Raw genomic sequence first — 22313 nt, 5'->3', positions numbered from 1 at the left:
CGGTGGAGCCGGCGGTTCCGCCAACGCAAACCTCATTCGCTCCGCAACCGTGACCAAAAGCACCACCACGGCGGTTTCCAACGCGATCGCCGCGGCCAAAAAGGCCGGGCTCGCCTCCACGACCGCGACCGTTACCGTTAAGACCGGCACGGAAATTTCCCCGCAGACCGTGCGCGCCATTGTGAAAGCCGCCAACACCGCGGCCGCAAAAAAGGGCGTGGCGGTGAACACCATCCTTTCCATCGAGAACTGGAAGGTGGACCGCAATACGGGCAAAAATGTTCTCAATTACCGGGCCGCCTTCGATCCCGCCAAGTGGACGGCCGCGACGAACCTCAAGTTCAGCCTGCGTACCGACGATCTTTCGGTCCGGACCGCTTTTGAAAAGATCTATGCGAACCAGATGGCGATCATCAAGTTTGACCAGAAGGGTTCCTTCGGGATGCCCGTCACGATCACTGTGAAGCCCGATTTTTCCAAGCTCAATACGCAGACCCTCTACTTCTACGCATACGACCAGGCCAACAAGACGATCACTCAGATTGCCGCGCCGAATAATTGGTTCGACAAATCCGGATACCTCCATTTTACCACCACGATGGGGAACCATGTGATCATCACCGACCGGCCGCTCGTCAAGAAGTAACGCCCCTCCTAAAGGCCCCGCTTCCAATGGAAGCGGGGCCTTTTCCACGCGCGGCGCGCCTGCCGATTCCCGCGCTTTTAAAAAAAGGAACGGGACCCCAAAGGGGTCCCGTTCCTTTTTGGTGACCTGTACGGGATTCGAACCCGTGAACCCGCCGTGAAAGGGCGGTGTCTTAACCACTTGACGAACAGGCCGGATAAGTCGAGCCTCACCTCTCGGTGAGGCTCGAGCGAATGGTAGCGGTAACTGGATTCGAACCGGTGACACTTCGGGTATGAACCGAATGCTCTAGCCAGCTGAGCTATACCGCCATATCCGCCGCCGATACAAAATGTACAAGCGAGCGAATTACATTATACTGGATACAGGAAAGTTTGTCAAGGTGTTTTTGGCAATCAGCGGAATTTTATCTCCGCTTCAAAACAGCGTTCCTCCGCGACCCGTCCGCCGACATAATAGGCGGCGTCCGGAAGGGCGGCCACGTCCAGTTCGATCACCTCGCCGGCCTTGGCCTCCCGCTGGTAGACGATGCCGAAGCTGGCGATCTCCCGCTCGGTGAGCGGCTCCAGCGGCAGGGTGTCGCAGACGATGGCGGCGTAGACGGCGTTGTTCACATGGAAGTTGTAGTCGAGATCGCTGTATTTGACCTGCCGCAGGTGGGTGACCGTCTCCGCCTCGGGCCGCCGGATGCGGTAGCCGGTGATGTATTCCCCCTCGTTGGGGAACATCTCGAAGCCGTAGACGTCGAACACCGAGGGACGCAGGATCTTGTGCGTGTCGGGACTCACGAGCATCCAGGAGATGCTCACCTCGATGAGCTTCTCCCCCGCCCGCGTCTCAAAGATCGTATCGCGGATGAACTGCGCGCCCTTCGGTTTGCGGGGGATCGTCGTCAGCAGCAGCTCCTCCCCGAAGACGGGCCGCCGGTCGATCGTGATGAGCATCTTGTTGACGAGGAAAACCATCCCGTCCCGGTACATGCGGTTGTAGTCGATGCCCATCGACGCGATGTGCTCGCTGCCCATCTGCTGGGAGTGGCGCATGATGTTCGACAGCGTCATCCGCTTGGTGATGTCGGTTTCCGGTTCGGTCACCAGGATTTCTTTTTTGTAGGTCTCTACCATGTTAGTCTCTCCCGTTTTCGCCCAATCTATCCGCCGGGAGCTTCCGGCGCGGCGCGTTTACCGAATGACGTCCCTGCCGCCCATGTACATCCGCAGCGGCTGCGGGATGCGCACCGAACCGTCGGCGTTCAGGTTGTTCTCCAAAAACGCGATCAGCATGCGGGGCGGCGCGACGACCGTATTGTTGAGGGTGTGGGGGAAGTAGTTCCCCGTCTCCTTATTTTTGACGCGGATGCCCAGCCGGCGCGCCTGCGCGTCGCCAAGGTTGGAGCAGCTGCCCACCTCGAAGTATTTCTTCTGGCGGGGGCTCCACGCCTCCACGTCGAGACTTTTGACCTTGAGGTCCGCGAGGTCGCCCGAGCAGCACTCGAGCGTGCGCACGGGGATGTCGAGGGAACGGAAGTAATCGACCGTGTTCCGCCAGAGCTTTTGGAACCACTCCATGCTCTCCTCCGGCTTGCAGACGACGATCATCTCCTGCTTTTCAAACTGGTGGATGCGGTAGACGCCGCGCTCCTCGATGCCGTGCGCGCCCACCTCCTTGCGGAAGCAGGGGGAATAGCTCGTCAGCGTCTGGGGAAGCTGGCTCTCCTCGAGCATCGTGTCGATGAATTTGCCGATCATCGAATGCTCGCTCGTACCGATCAGGTAGAGGTCCTCCCCCTCGATCTTGTACATCATGTTTTCCATCTCGGCAAAGCTCATGACCCCGTTGACCACGTTGCTGCGGATCATGAAGGGGGGCACGCAGTAGGTGAAGCCCCGGTCGATCATGAAGTCGCGCGCGTAGGAGAGGATCGCCGAGTGCAGCCGCGCGATATCGCCGCAGAGGTAATAGAACCCGTTTCCGCTCGTGCGGCGGGCGCTGTCGAGGTCGATGCCGCGCAGCTTTTCCATGATCTCCACATGGTAGGGGATCTCGAAGTCGGGCACCGCCGGCTCGCCGAACTTTTCCACTTCGACGTTTTCGCCGTCGTCCTTCCCGATCGGCACCGACGGGTCGATGATGTTCGGGATGACCATCATCCGCTTTTTGATCTCCCCTTCGAGCACCGTCTCCTGCTCCTCGAGGTCCGCCAGCTCCCTGGCCATCGAGGAGACCTGCGCCTTGGCCTGCTCGGCCTCCTCCTTCTGCCCCTTGGCCATCATGCCGCCGATCTGCTTGCTGATCGTGTTGCGCTGGCTGCGCAGGTAGTCGCAGCGGGTCTTGGCCTCGCGGTAGCGCCGGTCGAGGTCGATCACCTCGTCCACCAGCGGCAGCTTCTCCTCCTGGAACTTCTTTTTGATGTTCTCCTTGACCACGTCGGGATTCGTCCGTACAAATTTGATGTCCAGCATTGTCTATTCTCCTCCGAATTCGGTTTTTCCACACCACGGGGCCCTTCCGGTGGAAACTCAGCCCCCGCTCTTCTCCAGCGACGACGCGATCGACCGCAGGTCGTCCTCGTCGTAGAATTCAATGACCAGCCGGCCCCTGCCGTTCTCCCCTTCCACCTTCACCTTGCGGGCGAGGCACTGGGAGAGGGCGAGCTCCACCTCGGCAAAAAAGCTCTGGTCCCAGGCGTTCTGCGGCTTGGGAGCGGCTTTTTGCTGCTTCTGCCGCTTGGCGAGCGCCTCGACCTGCCGCACCGAGAGGCCCTTTTTGACCGTGTCCGCCGCCGCCTGCCGGATGAGCTCCTCCTCCCCCAGCGAGAGCAGCGCGCGTGCGTGCCCGGCGGAGAGCTTCCCCTCCGACAGAAGCCCCCGCACCTCCTCGGGCAGGCCCAACAGCCGCAGCGCGTTGGTGACCACCGGGCGGGACTTGCCCACCTTGGCGGAGACCTGCTCCTGCGTCAATCCAAAATTTTCCATGAGGTCCCGGTAGCCCATCGCCTCTTCAATCGCGTTGAGATCCTCCCGCTGGAGGTTTTCGATGAGCGCGAGCGCCATCGTCTCGCTGTCGCTGAGCTCCTTGATGACGACGGGCACCTGAGAAAGCCCCGCCATCCGGGCGGCGCGCCAGCGGCGCTCCCCCGCGACGAGCTGGTAGCTGCCGTCGGGCATCGGGCGCACGACGAGCGGCTGCAGCACGCCGTGCTGCCGGATGGAATCAGCCAGATCGGCGAGCGCCGCCGGGTCGAACTGCTTGCGGGGCTGCCCGCGGTTGGGCTCGATCTCGCTGACCGCCAGCGTCGAGACGGCCGCCTCGTCGGTGGAATTGTCGGCGAAAAGCGCCTCCAGGCCCTTGCCCAGTCCCCCTTTTGCCTTTGCCAATGCCTTACCCCCTATCCCTCTGGTTCTTCCTGAGGAATTCCTCAGCCAATTCGTCGTATGCCGCGCACCCCTTGGAGGAACGGTCGTAATACATGACCGGCTGCCCAAAGCTGGGCGCCTCCGAGAGCCGGACATTGCGCGGGATCACCGTCCGGTAGATCTTCTGCGGAAAGTATTTTTTGAGTTCCGCCACGACCTGCACCGTCAAATTGAGGCGGCTGTCATACATGGTGAGCAGCACCCCCTCGATATCAATCGAGGGATTGTAGAGCCGCTTGACCTGCCGCAGCGTCGCCATGAGCTGGGAGAGGCCCTCGAGCGCGTAATATTCGCACTGGATGGGGATCAGCAGCGTGTCGCAAGCGGCAAACGCGTTGAGCGTGATGATGCCGAGCGAGGGCGGGCAGTCGATAAAGATGAAGTCGTAATCCTGCCGCACCTTCAGCAGCGCCGTCTTGAGGCGCATCGCGCGGTTGTCCAGCTCGACGAGCTCGATCTCCGCCCCCGCCAGCGAGATGTTGGAGGGCAGGACATCCACATTCTCAAACAGCGTGTGCCGCAGCACCTCCGCCGGCTGCGCCGTCGCGACCATCAGATCATAGGTGGAATGCTTGAGGTCGCGCTTGTTGACGCCCAGTCCCGAGGTGGAATTCCCCTGCGGGTCCACGTCGACCAGCAGCACCTTATATCCGCGCGCGCCGAGCGCCGCCGTCAAGTTGACCGCGCTGGTCGTCTTTCCGACGCCGCCTTTCTGGTTCGCAACTGCAATGATTTTGCCCATTTTTGCCTCCATTTACCCGGCTTGTCCGCTGATTTCATAACGGTTATGATTATAGCATAATTCAGGCGGCTTTAAAAGGGCAATCTGCGACAAAAATTCCCCAGCCCCTCCGCGGGGTTTTGCCCTCCGGAGTGTTTCACGTGAAACAGGAGGGGAGGTGCCGCTCGGGAGCGGCGGAGCTTGCCGCGCCGCTCCCGGCGGGGCTTAGACGGGAATTGCCGCCCGTGGGCGGCAAGAATCACGAGCGCGTTCCGCCGCGCTCCGGTTTTCGATTTTCCGTCCTGGGGTCAAAGGCTTTTTTCGCGCCCCTACAGGGCGCACCTTGTAAGAGATTCTGCCGCAGGCAGTTCCTCTATGGGAATACAAAGGGGCGTAAGCCCCTTTGAATGCGCGTCGCCGCGCAGCGGCGCTCCGGCGAAGCCGGGCAGCGCGTTTTAGCCGGGTCCCGCCCCGGCGGTGGTTTTGGATTTGCCGCGCTGTTCCCGGCGGGGCTTCTTATTAGATGTTCCGCCCGGGAGACGGAAGGCTTTTTTCGCGCCCCTTCGGGGCGCTTCAGATGTGCCGCCTTTGGCGGCAGGAATCGCCGGGTCCCGCCCCGGCAGGCGGGCCGACTTCTTGCGCACCCAAGAAGTCGGCGGAAGAAGGGCGCTCAAGGGGACTTCCGCCTTGGGCGGCCTGCCCGGGCTACGCCCGGAGCGTGCTACGCGCGACGGCCGATCTCCGGCCTAAGAGCCGCCTTCGGCGGTTGGCCTCCGAAACGCGGTCTGCGGACCGCAGTCGCGGGCGCTCCGCCCCGCGACCCCGGCTTGAGTCCGCTACGCGGACCCGGCCCTGCGGGACGGAACTTTAAGCGGTATCCCCCGGGAGTACCTTGCCATAACCCGCAGGCTACCGCCGCTCCCCACGGGTACACTAGCTGAAGGCTCAATTCAGGTTGCGGGCGCACCCAACGATGGAAACAACGGTGCGGCGAACTTGCCGAGTGGGGGCACACGGGGGAGGGTCGCTGACCCTCCGCCCGTGAGGCGCACGCGCATCGGCTTGACCGATCGCGGGGTCAGTTGCGGGCAGGGGCCGCAACTGACGTGCGCCTTGCGCTCCCAACGACCGAAGCCGGATGGCTCGCCAAGGACACTCGGCGGAAAACAACGCCCGTTCCGGGCGTTCGCGCGCTCTGCGCGCGTGCGCGGCGAAGCCGCGCAGTTTTCCGCCTCCCCGTGGGCGCTGCGCGCCACGCAAAAGCGGCCGTGCCTCCCCGAAAGCACTTCCGGTACGGTTCCGGGGACTCGCCGGCAGAGGCATTGCGCCCGCGGCGCGGTGGCTGGCGGGTTGTTGTACACCCGCCCATTGATCCGTGGCAGGGCGCCGCCGACTTTGGCCGAAGGCCAACCGGAGGCGGCGCGGGGGTCAAGGGGGCGCAGCCCCCTGCGGTTTCTTTCCCCTATTTCTTGGGCGGCCAAGAAATAGGGCCGCCTGCCGGGGCGGGACCCGGCAGCTCTGCCGCTTCATGAACGGCACATCTAAGCCCGCCGTCGGTCGACTACCGACAAACTCCGCCGCTCACTGAGCGGATAATCTAAATCCGCCGTCGGCCGGCCACCGACAACCTCCGCCGCTCAGGGAGCGGCAAACCCAAAACTTCCGCAACGCAAAGAAACCGCCTTGCGGCGGCTTTCCGCGTGTCGCGCCGCCTTATCGCCGCAATCGGAGCGCACGGTCTGCGCGACGCAAAGAAACCGCCTTGCGGCGGCTTTCCGCGTGTCGCGCCGCCTTATCGCCGCAATCGGAGCGCGCGGTCTGCGCGACGCAAAGAAACCGCCTTGCGGCGGTTTCTTTGCAGGGAAACGTGTATTTATTTGACCAAGCCCCGGGACGGCTTCCGCGCGCTGTTAACGCGGCCCGTCCAAGCGGTGGTTGGCGTCGGAGAAAATTAGGCGCTGTGCGTCCGGTAAGCGCTCTTTTTGGGAATCCGCATGGTATAGCAGATGTATTCCTCATCCTCGACCTTGGTGGTGTTGATGTCGATGCCCGCCAGCTTCATGGTGGAGACCGCTTTGGAGATCGTGTTCATAAAGACGCGCAGGTCCTTCACGATAAAGAGACGGGTGGCCCTGCGCGGCTCTTCCTGCTCTTCGACAGGCTCGAGAAGCGCGTCCACATACCGCTCGGTCTCCCCCACGTTTAGGCGCTCCCGCACGATATGCTCCAAAGCCGCTGCGACGGTGATCTCATCCGGGAGCTTGAGCAGGGCGCGCGCGTGGCGTTCGGTCAGGCCCGCGTCGAGCATCCGGCGGCGGAGCGGTTCGCTGAAGGTCAGCAGGCGCAGCTTGTTGGCGACGGTCGACTGCGCCTTGCCCAGCCGTTCCGCAACCTGCTGCTGGGTCATTTCGCACCGCTGCATCAGCTGTTGGATGCCCACCGCCTCTTCAAAATAGTTGAGGTCCTTGCGCTGGAGGTTTTCCACCAGGGAAAATACGGCGGATTTTTCGTCGTCGAACTGTTCGACGATGGCGGGAATCTTGTCCAGATGGAGCATCCGGCAGGCCATCAGCCGGCGCTCCCCCGCGATGAGCTCGTACCCCGTTTCGGTGCGGCGCACCGTGATCGGCTGGAGCAATCCGCTTTGGGAGATGCTGTCGGCCAGTTCCTTCATGCCCTTGGGATCAAACTGCCTGCGCGGCTGGTAGGGGCTCGAGGTGATCTCGTTGACATCCAGCAGGACGACCCGGTTGACCGTGCGCTGTTTTGAAAACTTCATGGCATTTCACGTCCTTCCGTTTGTCCTTGACTAGATGGTACCATGAAATATTCCTGATTTCCAGAAATTTCGGTCGCAGAAAAAAGCAAAATCCGCCAGCCTGGGACATCAGGCCAGCGGATTTTTTGCCATTTTCGCGTGCGGACGTGGATATTTTGTCGAGGTCTGCGATATTTTCTTGACGCAGATAATCGTCCTGCGGCTTCCATCCGGCAGAACCAGCCGTTCGATCCGGTCGATTTTCCCGCCCAGAAGCTCCACCGCCCTGCGGGATTCCTCCAGCTCCATGTCCACGTCGCCCCCCTTGAGCGCCGCGAACATGCCGCCTACCCGCACCAGCGGCAGGCAGTATTCGCTCAGCTCCCGCAGGTGCGCCACCGCCCGCGCGGTCGCAAGCGCATATTGCTCCCGGTGTCCGGGCTGCCTGCCCGCCTCCTCGGCGCGCGCATGGACACAAACGTTTTCTTCCTGCCCGAGCGCGCCGGACAGTTCCCTCAGAAAAACCAGCCGTTTATTCAGGCTGTCAAGCAGCGTGACCCGCAGGTCGGGCCGCACGATCTTCACCGGCACCGACGGAAAGCCCGCACCGGTCCCCACGTCGACCAGGGTCGCCCCCACGGGGGGTGTGAACGCCCTGAGCAGGGTCAGGCTGTCCACAAAATGCTTGACGACGATCTCCCCCGGCTCGGTGATCGCCGTGAGGTTCATCCTTTCGTTCCACTCGACGAGCAGCTCCGCGTACCGGTCGAACCGCTCCAGCTCGGCCTCCCCGAGCGGAAGCCCGAGCGCGGCCGCATACTCCGCGAGCATCCTTTTGTCAATCATGTCTTCCCTCCCCTGCGCTGTTCCAGCCAGATCAGCAGCACCGAGATATCCGCGGGGCTCACCCCGCTGATGCGCGACGCCTGCCCAATGTTGACGGGGCGGATCTTCCCGAGCTTCTCCGCCGCCTCCAGCCGCAGCCCGCCGATCCCGCGGTAATCGATGTCGGCGGGCAGCGCGCGGTTTTCCAGCCGCCGCATCTGCGCCACCTGGGCGAGCTGCTTTTTGATGTATCCCTCATATTTGATCGTGATCTCCGCTTCCTCCCACACGTCGCGCGGAAGCCCCGGACGCTCCGGGTCGAAGGGCGCGAGGTCGGCGTAGCCGACCTGCGGGCGGCGCAGCAGCTCCGCGAGCCGTACCGAAAGGGTGATCGGCGCCGTTTCACGTGAAACAAGCAGGCCGTTCAGTTCCTCCGAGGGCGCGGCGGACGTTTTCCGCAGCCGCGCGATCTCCCCTTCGATCAGCGTCTGCTTCTCCCGGAACCGCCGCCAGCGCTCCTCCCCGATGAGGCCGAGCTCATACCCGATGGAGGTCAGCCGCGCGTCGGCGTTGTCCTGCCGCAGCAGCAGCCGGTATTCCGAGCGGGAGGTCATCATGCGGTAGGGGTCGTTGCAGCCCTTAATTACGAGGTCGTCAATCAGCGTGCCGATATAGGAGCTCGCGCGGTCGAGAATCAGCGGCTCCTTCCCCTGGGTCTGGCGGGCGGCGTTCACGCCGGCCACCAGGCCCTGCGCGGCAGCCTCCTCATATCCGGAGGTGCCGTTGAACTGCCCCGCGCCGAAGAGCCCGCCGACCGCTTTGCATTCGAGCGACGCGCAAAGGCAGGTCGGATCGATGCAGTCGTACTCGATCGCATAGGCGTTGCGCATGATCTGTATCTTTTCAAAGCCGTCGATCGTGCGGTAGAGCGCGACCTGCACCTCCTCGGGCAGCGACGAGGACATCCCCTGCAAATACATCTCATTGGTATCCAGCCCCATCGGCTCAATGAAAAGCTGATGGCGGGTCTTGTCGGCAAAGCGGACGACCTTGTCCTCGATGCTCGGGCAGTAGCGCGGCCCGATCCCCTCGATCATTCCACCATAGAGGGGGGAACGGTGGAGATTTTGGCGGATGACGGCATGGGTGCGCTCGTTCGTGTAGGCCATGTAGCAGACCGCGCGGTTTTGGAGGCCCGCCGGGTCGGTCTCAAAGGAGAAGGGGGTGATCGGGTCGTCCCCCTCCTGCGGCTGAGTCTTGGAAAAGTCGATCGAACGGCGGTCAACCCGCGCGGGGGTGCCGGTCTTGAAGCGGCGGAGCGGGAGGCCGAGCGCCCGCAGGGAATCGGAGAGCGGGCCCGCCGCATGCATCCCGTCCGGTCCGCTCTCAGCGGCGTACTCCCCCACAAAGATTTTGCCGCGCAGGTAGGTGCCGGTGCAGAGCACGGCGGCCTTCACCCCGTAGACCGCGCCCAGCGCGGTGACGACGGCGGACACGCGGCCGTTCTCCGCGCGGATATCGACGATTTCGGCCTGCTTGAGGTCGAGGTTTTCCTGGTATTCGAGCGCGCGCTTCATATAGAGGTGATACTGCTTGCGGTCGGCCTGCGCGCGCAGGCTGTAGACCGCCGGACCCTTGCCGCGGTTTAGCATCCGGGACTGGATAAAGGTGGCGTCGGCGGCCTTAGCCATTTCGCCGCCGAGCGCGTCGATCTCCCGGACGAGGTGCCCCTTCGCAGTGCCGCCGATCGAGGGGTTGCAGGGCATGTTGCCGATCGCGTCGAGGGACATGGTAAAGAGCACAGTGCGCGCGCCAAGCCGCGCGGCTGCGAGCGCGGCCTCGATGCCCGCGTGTCCCGCGCCGATCACGGCGACGTCATAGCCGCCTGCCCGGTATTCCATTGAAACCCCTCCCTTCTCTTAAAATTCGGACTCTTCTATCGCGAAAGTTTTCGGGGTCAAGGGGGGCTTTTTCAAAAGCCCGCCCTTGCCGCGCCCGCAGGCGCGGAACGCCCCATCCTTCAGGCGTATTTTTCGGCCCCTTTTTACAAGAGAAAAAGAGGCGTTTGCCGTGGGGCGGTTTCCCGCCGGGGAACCGCCCCACGGCCTCCTCGTCTTTGCCCAGCGCGGGGAAGGCGCGCCCGCGGGCGCGCCATGGGGGGCCTTTTCTCTTGCAAAAGGCCCCCAAGCCCCCAAAATGCGCCTGAAGCAGGGCCTGCGGGCCCAAGTGAGGGCTCCGCCCTCGCCGCCGGACCTCGTCCGGCGGCTCACCCGCCACCTTTTATAAAAGGTGGACGAAAATTTTTGTTTAAACAAAAAGCCATTTATTTTCCGACGCAGAAGCGGGAAAAAACCTGGTCGACGACCTCCTGCGTTGCGCGCCTGCCCGTCAACGTGAGCAGCGCGTCCACCGCGCGCTCGATGCAGACGCACACCGCGTCGTAGGAGACGCCCGCTTCCAGCGCGTCCGCCGCCTCGCGCACCTCCGCCAGCGCGTCCGCCACGGCGGCGCGCTGGCGCTCGTTGGCGACCACCGCCGCCGAAGGGTCGAAACGCTCAAGCAGAAAGAGCTCCTCAATCTTTTTTTTCAGCGCGTCCGCCCCCTCCGCCGACTTAGCCGAGAGCGTCACAACATGCGCGAAATTCTCCCGGATGACCTCCATATCCAGCCGCTGGGGCAGGTCGTTTTTGTTCACGAGGGCGATGCAGACCGCGTCCTTGCAGCAGCGGATCACGCGCAGGTCGTTTTCATCGAGCGCGTCCGAGCCGTCGAAGACCGCCAGCACGAGCTGCGCCCGCGCAAGCTCCCCGACCGCGAGGTCCACCCCCGCGCGTTCCACCGGGTCGTCGGTGCCGCGGATGCCTGCCGTATCCGACAGGTGCAGCACGATCTCCCCCAAACGGATCGTGTCGCTCACGATGTCCCGCGTCGTCCCCGCAATCTCGGTGACGATGCTCCGGGCGTGCCCTGCGAGCAGGTTCATCAGGGTTGACTTGCCCACGTTCGGCCGCCCGACGATCGCGGCGGAGATCCCCTCCCGGATGATCCTCCCCGTGTCGTAGGTGCCGAGCAGCCCCGCCAGGTCGTCTTCACAGCGGCGCAGTCCCCCGCCCAGCTCGGCCGGGTCCACCTCGGCGATCTCCTCCTCTGGATAGTCGATCCACGCGGCCAGGTGGGCGGCGTAGCCGGTGAGGGCGTCCGCCACGGCTTCGGCCCGGCGGTAGAGCGCCCCGTCCCGCGCGCTCAGCGCGGCGCGCGCCGCCTGCCGCCCCTCGGCGGAAATGAGGTCGGCGACCGCCTCCGCCTGCGTCAGGTCGAGCTTGCCGTTCAAAAAGGCGCGCCGGGTAAACTCCCCCGCGAGCGCGGGTCGCGCGCCCGCCGCAACGCAGGCGCGCAAAAGACGGTTGACGAGGTAGACGCCGCCGTGGACGGCGATCTCGACGACCTCCTCCCCCGTGAAGCTCCTCGGCGCGCGAAAGAGGGTGACGACCGCTTCGTCGATCTCCCCATCCGCGTCGCCCGCCCGCCCATAGGCGCAGGTATACCCTTTCATCCCGGCCACGGTCTTTTCCCCGGCCAGCCGGACCACGCGGTCCGCGACCGCCGCGGCCTCGGGGCCGGACAGGCGCACCACGCCGATCCCGCCGGTCCCCAGCGGCGTCGCGACCGCCGCGATCGTATCCATGCTCTGCATCCTGTCTCCTCCCGGCCCGCGGCCGTCATGAAAATGGTCGGAACGTGCAAACGAGGAGGTTTCACGTGAAACCTCCTCGCAGTCAGAATCGGTGTTACAGGTCGATCTTGCCGTAGAGCGGCAGATCCTCTTCAACGCGGGCGGCGGGGCGCGCGGGTTCGCTGCGCGGCTGCGCGGCCTGCTCGGAGGAATCCGGCTTCACATAGTGCTCGGGCTCCCGCTCAAGCTCCTTCATGTACTCGCGGTCCACATCGGTCGGGGTCGGCTTGACGCTCTCACGGGGCGCGCCGTCCCGGCGCGGGCCGCGGTCGCTGCGGAACCCGTCCCTGCGGGGGGGCCTGTCCCCTCCGCGGCGGTCGTCGCGCGGGCGGTCGTCCCTCGGCCTGTCGTCGCGGGGCCTGTCGTCGCGGGGCCTGTCGTCACGCGGACGTCCCTCGCCGGGCCGTCCGTCCCTGCGGGGCGGTCGGCTTCCGCCGGCGCCGCCCGGACGCGGGCCGCGGCCTTTTCCGCCCCGCTGCTGCGGGCGCGGGTTGGTCGGGGAAATGACCACGCGGCGGTTGGGCTCCTCCCCGATGGAGGAGGAGGTCACGCCTTCGATCCCCGAAACGGTCGAATGGATGATGCGGCGCTCATAGGGGTTCATCGGTTCGAGGGTCGACGGCCTCCCATAGCGGACCGCGGAGGCGGAGAGCTTGCGCGCAAGCTGCTGCAGCGTGCGCTCCCGCTTTTCGCGGTAGTTGCCCGAATCGATCGTCACGCGCATGTAGTCGCCCTCCTGGCGGTTGGCGACCAGCCCGGAGAGGTATTGCAGCGCGTCGAGCGTCTCGCCGCGGCGTCCGATGATGACGCCCAGCCCCTCGCCCGACAGCCGCATGACGATGCCGTTATCGGTAAACGCCACGGAGATCTCCGCCGCGACACCCATCTCAGCCAGCACCGACTTGACATAGTCGGCGGCGGTGCGCGCCTTACCCTCGACCGTGTCCGCGGCCACAAACTCCAGCGGCGGCTGCGGCTCGGCGGGCTCGGGCTTGCTTTCCGGTTTCGGCTCGGCGGCCTGCTCCGGCTTCGCCTCCGCTTTGGGGGCGGGCTTTTCCGCGCGGGGCTCCTGTTTTTTCGGCTCCCGGCGGGGCTCCTGCCGCTGTTGTTTTCCAGTATTTTCTTTTTTCTCAGGGCGCTCCTCCCGCCTCCTGGGCGCGGGGGCCTCGGGCTCCTCGATGAATACACGCACCTTGGCAGGGGTGTTGCGCAGGCCCAAAAAGCCGCGCTTGGGCAGGGTGACGATCTCAAAATCGATCGCGTCGCGCTCGACGCCCAATTCCTGGCAGGCGAGGTCGAGGGCCTCCTCGACGCTGCGCGCTTCCTTAATGACTTCACGCATGGCTTGTTTACACCTCCGTGATGGTTGCCGCACGGTTGCGGGCGGCAAGTCCTGTTTACGCCTTCAGGTCGTCGTCGGTAACTTCCTTGTAGACTTCGCCGTATTTTTCGGCGTCGCGCTTCCTGGCCTCGGCCAGCTTGATGCGGTTGATCTCCTTCTGGGAGAGGGCGGTGTCGATGTCCTTTTCACCGCGTTCACGCGCGCGCTTTTTGGCCTCGATCTTGGCCTGGCGGTCGGCCTCCTTTTTGGCCTCATACTCCGCCTGGGCCTTCGCGGCCAGCTTGGCCGGGTTCATATACCGGTTGAGCAGGAAGGTCTGGAGCGCCATGAGCAGGTTGGAGATGACCCAGTAGACGCCCAGTCCGGCGGGCACCACAAAGGAGATCCACGCGGACATCAGCGGCATCATGAGCATCATGCCCTTGGACATGCCGGCCGCGGCGGCGTTGTCGCCCGCGGCGGCCGCGGACTGGCGCATCGAGACCCACGAGACGAGCACGGAGGTCAGGAAGGAGAGGATCGGGATGAGCAGCAGGATGTTGAGCGCGAAGGTCGGCTGCTGGGTCAGGTCGATGGGGCCGATGGACAGATCGAGCGACTGCACCTTCTGCACAAAATCCCCCAGGCCCGAAAAGGCGTCGGGGTTCTGGTTGACTGCGTCGATGATGCGGATCTGGCGGGAGTAGTCCTTGGCGAGGTTCGCGTTGTTTAAGAGCCCCGCCGCGATCTCGGTCGCGCTCTCGATGGTCGGGCCGGCCACCCGGAGCAGGTGGGTCAGCGGGCGCTGGATGACGTCGTAAAGACCGAAGAGGATGGGCATCTGGATCGCCATGGGGAGACAGCCCGACATCGGGTTGTAGTTCTCCTCCTGGTAGAGCTTCATCATCTCTTCATTCATTTTTTCCTTGTTGTTCGCGTACTTCTTCTGGATCTCATCCATGCGGGGCTTGAAGATCTGCATCTTCACCATCGACTTCTGCTGCTTGATCGAAAGCGGGACCAGGCAGGCGCGCACGATGATGGTAAAGAGCAGAAGGGCGACGCCGTAGATGGGGATCACCTTGAAGCAGGCCCACATTACCCAGCCGAGCGGGTAACCGAATATGGAATATAGCCAAGCCATCTATTCTAGTTCCTCTCTTTTTGATTTCGAAATGAAAAGGTCTCGGGGACAGGATCGATCCCGCCCGGGTGAAACGGATGGCACTTTAGAATCCGTCTCAGCGCGAGATAGCCGCCGCGCAGCGCGCCGAAGCGCTCGACGGCGGTGTAGGCATAGGCCGAACAGGTCGGATAGAAGCGACAGGTGGGCCTTCCCTTGAGCGGGGAAAGCAGCCGCCGGTAGAGCCTGATCAGGAAGAGCAGCAGGCGTTTCATGATTTTTTGCCCAGCTTTTCGATGACCGACCGCATTGCCCGCATGACCTCCTGCGTGGAGGCGAAAACCGTTTTGGTGCGGGCGACAAAGACGTAGTCGTTCCCGACGGGGAACTGCGGTTCCAGCAGGCGGTAGGCCTCCTTGAGGACCCGCCGCGCGCGGTTGCGCCTGACCGCCTTGCCGATCTTCTTGGTGGCGGTCAGCCCGATGCGGTTGATGCCTTTGTGGTTTTTGAGGACGTAGACCACAACTACGGGAGTGGTAAAGGCACGGCCCCGATAGTAGGCTCTGCGGAATTCCTTGTTGAGCGTCAGGGTTTCGGTGTGGAGCATGGGTGTTCCTCCAAACATGCGGCGGGACCCCTCAGCCGCGCTGCCGCCTGATAAAAATAAAGACCACAACGCGAGCTGTGGCCGTCTATTTTCCGATGCAAACATCGCAGCGCCGCAAAAGGGGCTTTTCCGGGAAAGGCGTCCCGCCGCCCCGCGCGGGGCGCGGGGAACAGACCGGGATCAGTGGGTCAGGCGAGCCCTGCCCTTCGCCCTTCTGCGGGCAAGCACCTTGCGGCCGTTCTTGGTCGCCATACGTTTGCGGAAACCGTGTTCTTTTTTCCTCTGGAGCTTTTTCGGCTGATAGGTCCGAATCATTGTCAACCCTCCTCTCCTGCGGTCGATTCCATATCCTGCGCCCGCGGCGGCAGGCCGCGTGCGCGGGGAATTCTTTTTTACCTTGCAGATAAGCATTATACCGCACTTTGCGGCGGTTTGTCAAGGCATGGCCCCGTATTTGCCGAATTCCCTCGGCTGCGGCGGTTTCGCGGCGACGGAAAACGCGCCCCCACTACTATATAAATATGTAGATTCTGCCGTATGTGGAATACTTGAAAGAACGCCCGTTTTGTGGTATGATTAAAAAGTTACAGGTTCTGTTGAAAAACGGTGGAATTTCTCCTTTTTCACACAGTCCCGGGCCGGTTTGCACCGGTTCTCCACACTCACCAAAGGAGCTGTTCCCATGGAATCATTCGCCGACCTATTCCCGCTCGTGCTCGACCACTGCAAAGGGAAAATCTCCGACGTGGCCTTCAACCTCTGGCTCAAGGACATCGTCCCGGTCCGGCTCGTGGAGTCGACCGCTTATTTAAAGGTAAACTCCGAGTTCAAGATGAACATCGTCAAGGAGAAGTACACCGCCATCCTCCAGACCGCCTTCGAGGAGGTCCTCGGCTTCGAGGTCGGCATCGACGTCTCCTGCGACGGCCCCTCGGCGGGACAGGCCTCTTCCGTCGAGCCGCTGCCCGCCGACGCGGACAGCTCGGTGAGCGGCGGGGAGTACGACTACACCTTCGACACCTTCATCGTCGGCTCCTCCAACAAGTTCGCGCACGCGGCCTCTCTTGCCGTCGCGGCCAACCCCGCCAACGCCTACAACCCCCTCTTCATCTACGGCGGCTCCGGGCTGGGCAAGACCCACCTGCTCCACGCGATCTGCACCGAGATCCGCAAAAACAAGCCCGACTGCAACATCATCTACGTCAAGGGCGACGAGTTCGCCAACGACATCATCACCGCCATCCGCGACCAGAACACCGCCGCCTTCCGCGAGCGGTACCGCAAGGCGGACGTGCTGCTCGTCGACGACATCCAGTTCATCGGCGGCAAGGAGAGCACGCAGGAGGAGTTCTTCCACACCTTCAATACCCTCTACGAGGCGGGCAAGCAGATCGTCCTCGCGTCCGACCGGCCCCCCAAGGAGATCAAGACGCTGGAGGACAGGCTCCGCACCCGCTTTGAGTGGGGGCTGCTCGCGGACATCCAGGCGCCCGACTATGAGACGCGCATCGCGATCATCCGCCGCAAGGCGCAGCTGCTGGACATCCAGATCCCCGACGACGTGGCCGAGTACATCGCCAACCGCCTCAAGACGAACATCCGCCAGCTCGAAGGCGCCGTCAAGAAGCTCAAGGCCTACAAGCTCCTGCAGGGCACCAACCCGTCGATCGTCATCGCGCAGAACGCGATCCGCGACATCCTCAACGACAACCAGCCGGTGCCCGTCACGGTCGAGCGGATCATCTCGGAGGTCGGCCGCACCTACGGCATCTCGCCGCAGGACATCCGCTCCAACAAGCGCAGCGCCCAGATCTCCTCCGCGCGGCAGATCTCCATCTACATCGTGCGCGAGATCACCCAGATGTCGATGTCCACCATCGGCGAGGAGTTCGGCGGGCGCGACCACAGCACGATCGTCTACGCGATCCAGCAGGTCGAAAAGAACATGGCCAACGACCTGCGCTACAAGGAAACGATCGAGGATATCGTCAAGAATATCCGCGACAGCTGATTTTTTCCACTTTCCACTCTCCACATCTGCCAAATCCCGTGGAAGATTTTTGAGACCTTCCACGATTTCCACAAAGTTTTCCACATTTTCTCTACTTTCCGCCCCACTTTTCCACAGCGGCGTGGAAACGGCGGACGGGAATGCCCTTTTCCACCAATCGCTTCCCCGGTTCTCCGGGCGGCCGGCCGCCCGCGAACCAGCCGCTGCTCCGCCTTTCCGGGGCGTCTCCACTTTTGCGCGTCCCCTACTACTACGGCTATTTTTCTTTTACTCTCTCTATCCAAATCAGAATCCTTTTTCCGCTGTGGAAAATCCCACCGCGGATTCTTCTATCATCTAGGAGGTGCTTTGATGAACGTCATCTGTGACAAACAGCTTCTCGTGGAAGCGGTGGGCAACGTCTCCCGCGCGGTCTCCGCGAAAAACACCCTCGCGGCGCTCGAAGGCGTGCTGCTGCGCGCGCAGGACGGGCGGCTCTACCTGACCGGCTACGACCTCGAGCTCGCGATCTCCACGGCGATCGAGGCGAAGGTTCTCGCGTCGGGCGAGATCGTCCTCTCCGCGCGGATCTTCCTCGACATGATCCGCCGGATGCCCAGCGAGACGATCAGCATCACCTCGGACGAAAAGATGCTGACGCTGATCAAGGGCTCCCTCACCGAGTACACTATCCTCGGCATCCCGGCGTCGGAATACCCCGAGCTGCCGGCGGTCAACCAGACCACCGAGATCAGCCTGCCGCAGGCGGCGCTCAAGAACATGATCAACCAGACACTCTTTGCGGTGGCGGTGAGCGACAGCAAGCCGGTCCACACCGGTTCCCTCTTCGATATCAAGGGCGGGGAGCTGAACGTCGTCTCGGTCGACGGCTACCGCCTCGCCCTGCGGCGGGAGAAGGTCGCGTTTGACAGCGATTTCTCCTTCATCGTCCCCGGCAAATCCCTTTCCGAGGTGGCAAAGCTCCTCAGGGACGAGGAGGGCGACATTGAGATCGCCGTCTCAAAACGACATATTATCTTCAAGGCCGGGAGTTATAATGTAATATCCAGGCTGTTGGAGGGAGAATTCCTCGATTACCGGGCGGCCATCCCCGCGGGCGGGCAGACGACCGTCAAGATCAGCACGCGCGAGCTGATCGCCGCCATCGACCGCGCCTCCCTGCTCATTTCGGACAATATCAAAAGCCCCCTGCGGCTCAAATTCGAGGGCGGCGTGATCAAGATCTCCTGTTCGACCGCGATTGGCAAGGCGTACGACGAGATCACCTGCCAGCAGACGGGCGATGACGTGGAGATCGGCTTCAACAGCCGCTACATGCTCGACGCGCTCAAGGCGAGCGAATGTGACGAGATCCAGCTGCTCATCAACGGGGCGCTTTCCCCGATCAAGCTGGTTCCGCTCGAGGGGGACAGCTTCACCTTCCTCGTGCTGCCGGTGCGGCTCAAGTCGGAATGACCGGGGGAAGGGTGAAACGCGAATGAAGATCACGATCAGGCCCCCCTTTATCAAGCTGGATGCGCTGCTTAAATTTGCCGGCGCGGCCGAAACCGGCGGGCAGGCCAAGGAGCTCGTCGCCGCCGGGAAGGTGACGGTCAACGGGGAAATATGCACCATGCGGGGCAAAAAGATCTTCCCCGGCGACGTCGTAACCGCCGGAGATTCCGAAATCGAGGTTGTGTAACAGGTGAAGATCAACCGCATCCGGATCAGCGATTTCCGCAATATCGCCTCGCTCGAGCTGGAGCTTTCGGACGGCGCCAACGTCGTCTACGGGGACAACGGGCAGGGCAAGACCAATTTTGTCGAGGCCGTGTGGCTTTTCACGGGGGCCAAGAGCTTCCGGGGCGCGAAGGACGGGCAGCTCGTCCGCTTCGGCGCGCCGCAGGCCGGGCTGGAGATGGAATTTTTCGCCGCCGGCCGCGACCAGCATGCCCGTGTGACCATCGAGGGGCGGCGCGGCGCGGCGCTCAACGAGATCCCGCTCAAATCCGCCGCCGAGCTGGCGGGGCATTTCTGCGCGGTGGTCTTTTCGCCCACCCACCTCTCCCTCATCAAAAACGGACCGCTCGAAAAGCGCAAGTTCATCGACACGTCGATCTGCCAGATCAAGCCCAAGTATATCCACATCCTGAACCAGTACACCCGCGTGCTCGACCAGCGCAACCGCCTGCTCAAGGACATTTCCTATGAGACGAGCCTTTTCGACACGCTGGACGTCTGGGACGCGCGGCTGGCCTCCTTCGCGGCGGTGCTGATCAAGACGCGCGCCTCCTTCCTCGACCGCCTCTCCCCCTTCGCGCGGGAGACCTACGCGGGTATTTCCGGGGAAAAGGAGGCGCTCGGGCTGGAATACCAGTCGTCGCTCCGGTGCGACACGGCGCGCTCCATCCCCGAGATCGAGGAGCAGGTGCTTGAGGACCTGCGCGCCCACCGGGGGGAGGACATCCGCAGCCGGGTGACCGGGCTTGGCCCCCACCGGGACGACATTGCGGTCACCCTCGACGGCAACAGCGCGCGGGTGTTCGGGTCGCAGGGGCAACAGCGCTCCTGCGTGCTCGCCCTCAAGATGGCCGAGTGCGAAATCATCCGGGAGACGATCGGCGAATATCCCGTCGTCCTGCTCGACGACGTGATGAGCGAGCTGGACGCGGCGCGCCGCGACTACCTGCTCAACCATCTGAGCGGGCGGCAGCTCATCATGACCTGCTGCGACCGAGCGGACTTCAAGCACCTGACGAGCGGCGTCAGCGTCAAACTGGAGGGCGGGCGCGTCCTCACGACCAGGAAATACGAGTAAAGGGGCGGGGAATATGTACCTGCATCTCGGACAGGACACGGTGGTGCGCACCGACGAGATCATCGGCATCTTCGATTTGGAGAACACCTCGATCTCAAAGATCACCAAGGAATTTCTCGCCAGGTCGGAAAAGGGTGGGCTCGTCGTGAACGTCTCCTACGAGCTTCCGAAATCTTTTGTCATCTGCGGCAGGGGCCGCCGCGACCCGAAGGTCTACATCACGCAGATCTCCTCCGCGACCCTCAAAAAGCGGGCGGGCTTCGTGGACGGGCTGGCGAACATCGAACACGGATAACAGGCCGGAAACGGCTTTACCGGATATTATCGCCCGGACGGGCGGACACAAAGGCCCGCACGGGGCCGAAAGGAGCGGTTACAGTTGGATACAGTGGACAACAACCCGGCGGGAATCCCGACCGAGGAAGCAAATTACGACTCCTCGCAGATCCAGGTGCTCGAGGGGCTGGAGGCGGTACGCAAGCGGCCCGGCATGTATATCGGGTCGACGGGGCCGCGCGGCTTGCACCACCTGGTCTATGAGATTGTCGACAACTCGATCGACGAGGCGCTCGCGGGCTATTGCTCGATGATCGAGGTGGACCTGCTTCCCGGCGAGATCATCAAGGTCTCGGACAACGGCCGCGGCATCCCCGTCGGCACCCAGAGCCAGACCGGCCTTCCCGCCGTCACCGTCGTCTTCACCATCCTGCACGCGGGCGGCAAGTTCGGCGGCAGCGGCTACAAGGTGTCGGGCGGCCTGCACGGCGTGGGCGCCTCGGTCGTCAACGCCCTGTCCGAGTGGCTCGAGGTCGAGGTGTGCGACGGCGAGCACCGCTACTACCAGCGGTTCGAGCGTGGCAAGGAGTGCGCGCCGCTCGCAATCACCGGCGACACCGACCAGAAGGGCACCCAGGTCGCCTTCCGGGCCGACCCGGAGATCTTTGAGGAGGTCCTCTACGACTACGACACCCTGCTGCGCCGGCTGCGCGAGCAGGCGTTCCTCAACGCGGGGGTCTACATCGTCCTGCGCGACCAGCGGGGGACCGAGACGGTGGAGGAGCACCTCCACTACGAGGGCGGCATCCGCAGCTTCGTCGAGCACATCCACCAGCAGAAGGGCGTCGAGACCCTGCACGACGAGGTCATCTACCTCGCGGCGCGGGAGGGGGACAACACCGCCGAGGTGGCGCTGCAGTACAACGACAGCTACACCGAGCTGCTGCTCTCCTTTGCGAACAACATCCACACGACGGACGGCGGCGCGCACGAGGTCGGGTTCAAGGCGGCGCTCACCCGCGTGATCAACGACTACGCCCGCCGCTACAACATCCTCAAGGACAACGACGAAAACCTCAAGGGCGAGGACGTGCGCGAGGGGCTGACCGCGATCATCTCGGTCAAGCTGACCGACGCGCAGTTCGAGGGCCAGACCAAGGCAAAGCTCGGAAACACGGCGGCGCGCACCCTGGTGGACACCCTCGTCTACGACAAGCTGACCACCTATTTCGAGGAAAATCCGACGGTCGCCCGCACGATCATCGATAAATCGCTGGGCGCCTCCCGGGCGCGCGAGGCCGCGCGCAGAGCGCGCGAGGTCGCCCGCCGCAAATCGGTGCTCGAGACCGCGTCGCTGCCCGGCAAGCTGGCCGACTGCTCCCAGCGGGGGCGCGACGGCACCGAGATCTACATCGTCGAGGGAGACTCGGCGGGCGGCTCGGCCAAGATGGGCCGCGACCGCAAATTCCAGGCGATCCTGCCCCTGTGGGGCAAGATGCTCAACGTGGAGAAGGCCCGGCTCGACAAGGTCTACGGCAACGACAAGCTCATGCCGATCGTCACCGCGTTGGGCACCGGCATCGGCGAGGAGTTCGACCTCGAAAAGCTCCGCTACGGCAAGATCATCATCATGGCCGATGCGGACGTCGACGGCTCCCACATCCGGACGCTGCTGCTCACCTTCTTCTTCCGCTACATGCGCCCGCTGATCGAGGAGGGGCACGTCTGCATCGCGCAGCCCCCGCTCTTCAAGATCAGCCGCGGCAAGCAGGTGCGCTACGCCTTTTCGGACAAGGAGCGGGACGACTATATCCGGGAGCTCTGCCCCGACGGCAACGGCAAATGCGACGTCCAGCGCTACAAGGGCCTCGGCGAGATGGACCCCGAGCAGCTGTGGGAGACGACGATGAATCCCGAAAACCGCACGATGATCCGGGTCCAGATGGAGGACGCGGTCAAGGCGGACGAGATTTTCACCATCCTGATGGGCGACAAGGTCGGCCCGCGCAGGGACTTTATCGAACAGAACGCGAAATACGTGCAGAACCTGGATATTTAACGTCTGGCAGAGAGGAGACG

At 63.4% G+C, this 22313-nt stretch carries 20 protein-coding genes and 2 tRNA genes; 7 read left to right on the top strand and 15 right to left on the bottom strand.

All coding sequences use genetic code 11. The annotated features are described in order from the left end of the window. Positions 1 to 646 (top strand): hypothetical protein (locus C1A13_RS14980; protein WP_172439306.1); only part of this gene is annotated, 646 nt, incomplete at its 5' end. A gap of 119 nt (positions 647 to 765) precedes the next feature. Here C1A13_RS14980 and C1A13_RS14570 read toward each other — a convergent pair. From C1A13_RS14570 to rpmH, 15 genes are all read right to left on the bottom strand, one after another. Next, positions 766 to 840: transfer RNA gene (locus C1A13_RS14570), tRNA-Glu, on the bottom strand. A gap of 40 nt (positions 841 to 880) precedes the next feature. After that, positions 881 to 957, bottom strand: a tRNA-Met gene (locus tag C1A13_RS14565). A gap of 84 nt (positions 958 to 1041) precedes the next feature. Next, positions 1042 to 1770 (bottom strand): acyl-[acyl-carrier-protein] thioesterase, encoded by a 729-nt coding sequence (locus C1A13_RS14560; protein WP_101553149.1) that lies wholly within the window; start codon positions 1768 to 1770, stop codon positions 1042 to 1044. A 57-nt stretch (positions 1771 to 1827) separates the two neighbouring features. Beyond that, complete coding sequence (serS, locus tag C1A13_RS14555; protein ID WP_101553148.1) at positions 1828 to 3108, bottom strand: serine--tRNA ligase; 1281 nt, start codon at positions 3106 to 3108, stop codon at positions 1828 to 1830. Positions 3109 to 3165: 57 nt separating this feature from the next. Continuing rightward, entirely contained in the window at positions 3166 to 4023 is an 858-nt protein-coding gene (locus C1A13_RS14550) for a ParB/RepB/Spo0J family partition protein (protein WP_101553147.1), read from the bottom strand. A 4-nt stretch (positions 4024 to 4027) separates the two neighbouring features. Continuing rightward, entirely contained in the window at positions 4028 to 4804 is a 777-nt protein-coding gene (locus tag C1A13_RS14545; RefSeq protein ID WP_101553146.1) for a ParA family protein, read from the bottom strand. 1930 nt (positions 4805 to 6734) lie between these two features. Continuing rightward, positions 6735 to 7562, bottom strand: a complete 828-nt coding sequence (locus tag C1A13_RS14540; RefSeq protein WP_101553145.1) for a ParB/RepB/Spo0J family partition protein — start codon at positions 7560 to 7562, stop codon at positions 6735 to 6737. 108 nt (positions 7563 to 7670) lie between these two features. Continuing rightward, on the bottom strand, positions 7671 to 8387 hold the full coding sequence (rsmG, locus tag C1A13_RS14535) for a 16S rRNA (guanine(527)-N(7))-methyltransferase RsmG (RefSeq protein ID WP_101553144.1): 717 nt from the start codon (positions 8385 to 8387) through the stop codon (positions 7671 to 7673). Continuing rightward, a complete protein-coding gene (gene mnmG, locus C1A13_RS14530) occupies positions 8384 to 10267 on the bottom strand; it encodes a tRNA uridine-5-carboxymethylaminomethyl(34) synthesis enzyme MnmG (protein WP_101553143.1) in 1884 nt (627 codons plus the stop codon). The genes rsmG and mnmG overlap by 4 nt, the downstream gene beginning before the upstream one ends. A gap of 422 nt (positions 10268 to 10689) precedes the next feature. Next, positions 10690 to 12060 carry a tRNA uridine-5-carboxymethylaminomethyl(34) synthesis GTPase MnmE gene (gene mnmE, locus C1A13_RS14525; protein ID WP_101553142.1) on the bottom strand — a complete coding sequence of 457 codons (1371 nt, stop codon included), beginning with the start codon at positions 12058 to 12060 and terminating at the stop codon, positions 10690 to 10692. A 94-nt stretch (positions 12061 to 12154) separates the two neighbouring features. After that, positions 12155 to 13441, bottom strand: coding sequence for an RNA-binding cell elongation regulator Jag/EloR (jag, locus tag C1A13_RS14520; RefSeq protein ID WP_101553141.1), 1287 nt, complete (start codon positions 13439 to 13441; stop codon positions 12155 to 12157). A gap of 55 nt (positions 13442 to 13496) precedes the next feature. After that, positions 13497 to 14564, bottom strand: a complete 1068-nt coding sequence (gene yidC, locus C1A13_RS14515; protein WP_101553140.1) for a membrane protein insertase YidC — start codon at positions 14562 to 14564, stop codon at positions 13497 to 13499. 5 nt (positions 14565 to 14569) lie between these two features. Further along, positions 14570 to 14821: a membrane protein insertion efficiency factor YidD gene (gene yidD / locus C1A13_RS14510; RefSeq protein ID WP_101553139.1), complete on the bottom strand. Its 252-nt coding sequence runs from the start codon at positions 14819 to 14821 to the stop codon at positions 14570 to 14572. Then, the gene (gene rnpA, locus C1A13_RS14505; protein WP_101553138.1) at positions 14815 to 15150 is read right to left on the bottom strand and encodes a ribonuclease P protein component; all 336 of its coding nucleotides are present in this window, start codon (positions 15148 to 15150) and stop codon (positions 14815 to 14817) included. Before rnpA ends, yidD begins: the two co-directional genes overlap by 7 nt. Positions 15151 to 15330: 180 nt before the next feature. After that, positions 15331 to 15465, bottom strand: coding sequence for a 50S ribosomal protein L34 (gene rpmH / locus C1A13_RS14500; protein WP_101553137.1), 135 nt, complete (start codon positions 15463 to 15465; stop codon positions 15331 to 15333). Between the two features lie 367 nt (positions 15466 to 15832). On the opposite strand from rpmH, the gene dnaA reads away from it, so the two are divergent. From dnaA to gyrB, 6 genes are all read left to right on the top strand, one after another. Continuing rightward, positions 15833 to 17161: a chromosomal replication initiator protein DnaA gene (gene dnaA / locus C1A13_RS14495; protein WP_101553136.1), complete on the top strand. Its 1329-nt coding sequence runs from the start codon at positions 15833 to 15835 to the stop codon at positions 17159 to 17161. A 351-nt stretch (positions 17162 to 17512) separates the two neighbouring features. Continuing rightward, positions 17513 to 18616, top strand: coding sequence for a DNA polymerase III subunit beta (gene dnaN, locus C1A13_RS14490; RefSeq protein WP_101553135.1), 1104 nt, complete (start codon positions 17513 to 17515; stop codon positions 18614 to 18616). A 22-nt stretch (positions 18617 to 18638) separates the two neighbouring features. Continuing rightward, positions 18639 to 18842 (top strand): RNA-binding S4 domain-containing protein, encoded by a 204-nt coding sequence (locus C1A13_RS14485; protein WP_101553134.1) that lies wholly within the window; start codon positions 18639 to 18641, stop codon positions 18840 to 18842. 3 nt (positions 18843 to 18845) lie between these two features. Beyond that, positions 18846 to 19958, top strand: a complete 1113-nt coding sequence (gene recF / locus C1A13_RS14480) for a DNA replication/repair protein RecF (protein WP_101553133.1) — start codon at positions 18846 to 18848, stop codon at positions 19956 to 19958. 13 nt (positions 19959 to 19971) lie between these two features. Continuing rightward, complete coding sequence (remB, locus tag C1A13_RS14475) at positions 19972 to 20253, top strand: extracellular matrix regulator RemB (RefSeq protein ID WP_101553132.1); 282 nt, start codon at positions 19972 to 19974, stop codon at positions 20251 to 20253. A gap of 93 nt (positions 20254 to 20346) precedes the next feature. Further along, a complete protein-coding gene (gene gyrB / locus C1A13_RS14470) occupies positions 20347 to 22293 on the top strand; it encodes a DNA topoisomerase (ATP-hydrolyzing) subunit B (protein WP_417007775.1) in 1947 nt (648 codons plus the stop codon). The last annotated feature ends 20 nt before the right edge of the window (positions 22294 to 22313 follow it).

This window comes from Anaerotruncus massiliensis (ex Togo et al. 2026), assembly GCF_900199635.1.
Taxonomy (GTDB): domain Bacteria; phylum Bacillota; class Clostridia; order Oscillospirales; family Ruminococcaceae; genus Anaerotruncus; species Anaerotruncus massiliensis.
Note: the sequence above shows the minus strand (reverse complement) of the source record. Positions and strands in the feature narration are given on the sequence as shown.

What these genes read in the sequence shown, in the direction of transcription:
- C1A13_RS14560 (WP_101553149.1), bottom strand. Translation starts at nt 1,770, where the DNA reads ATGGTAGAGACCTACAAAAAAGAAATCCTGGTGACCGAACCGGAAACC.
- serS (WP_101553148.1), bottom strand. Translation starts at nt 3,108, where the DNA reads ATGCTGGACATCAAATTTGTACGGACGAATCCCGACGTGGTCAAGGAG.
- C1A13_RS14545 (WP_101553146.1), bottom strand. Translation starts at nt 4,804, where the DNA reads ATGGGCAAAATCATTGCAGTTGCGAACCAGAAAGGCGGCGTCGGAAAG.
- C1A13_RS14540 (WP_101553145.1), bottom strand. Translation starts at nt 7,562, where the DNA reads ATGAAGTTTTCAAAACAGCGCACGGTCAACCGGGTCGTCCTGCTGGAT.
- rsmG (WP_101553144.1), bottom strand. Translation starts at nt 8,387, where the DNA reads ATGATTGACAAAAGGATGCTCGCGGAGTATGCGGCCGCGCTCGGGCTT.
- mnmG (WP_101553143.1), bottom strand. Translation starts at nt 10,267, where the DNA reads ATGGAATACCGGGCAGGCGGCTATGACGTCGCCGTGATCGGCGCGGGA.
- mnmE (WP_101553142.1), bottom strand. Translation starts at nt 12,060, where the DNA reads ATGCAGAGCATGGATACGATCGCGGCGGTCGCGACGCCGCTGGGGACC.
- jag (WP_101553141.1), bottom strand. Translation starts at nt 13,441, where the DNA reads ATGCGTGAAGTCATTAAGGAAGCGCGCAGCGTCGAGGAGGCCCTCGAC.
- yidC (WP_101553140.1), bottom strand. Translation starts at nt 14,564, where the DNA reads ATGGCTTGGCTATATTCCATATTCGGTTACCCGCTCGGCTGGGTAATG.
- rnpA (WP_101553138.1), bottom strand. Translation starts at nt 15,150, where the DNA reads ATGCTCCACACCGAAACCCTGACGCTCAACAAGGAATTCCGCAGAGCC.
- rpmH (WP_101553137.1), bottom strand. Translation starts at nt 15,465, where the DNA reads ATGATTCGGACCTATCAGCCGAAAAAGCTCCAGAGGAAAAAAGAACAC.
- dnaA (WP_101553136.1), top strand. Translation starts at nt 15,833, where the DNA reads ATGGAATCATTCGCCGACCTATTCCCGCTCGTGCTCGACCACTGCAAA.
- dnaN (WP_101553135.1), top strand. Translation starts at nt 17,513, where the DNA reads ATGAACGTCATCTGTGACAAACAGCTTCTCGTGGAAGCGGTGGGCAAC.
- C1A13_RS14485 (WP_101553134.1), top strand. Translation starts at nt 18,639, where the DNA reads ATGAAGATCACGATCAGGCCCCCCTTTATCAAGCTGGATGCGCTGCTT.
- remB (WP_101553132.1), top strand. Translation starts at nt 19,972, where the DNA reads ATGTACCTGCATCTCGGACAGGACACGGTGGTGCGCACCGACGAGATC.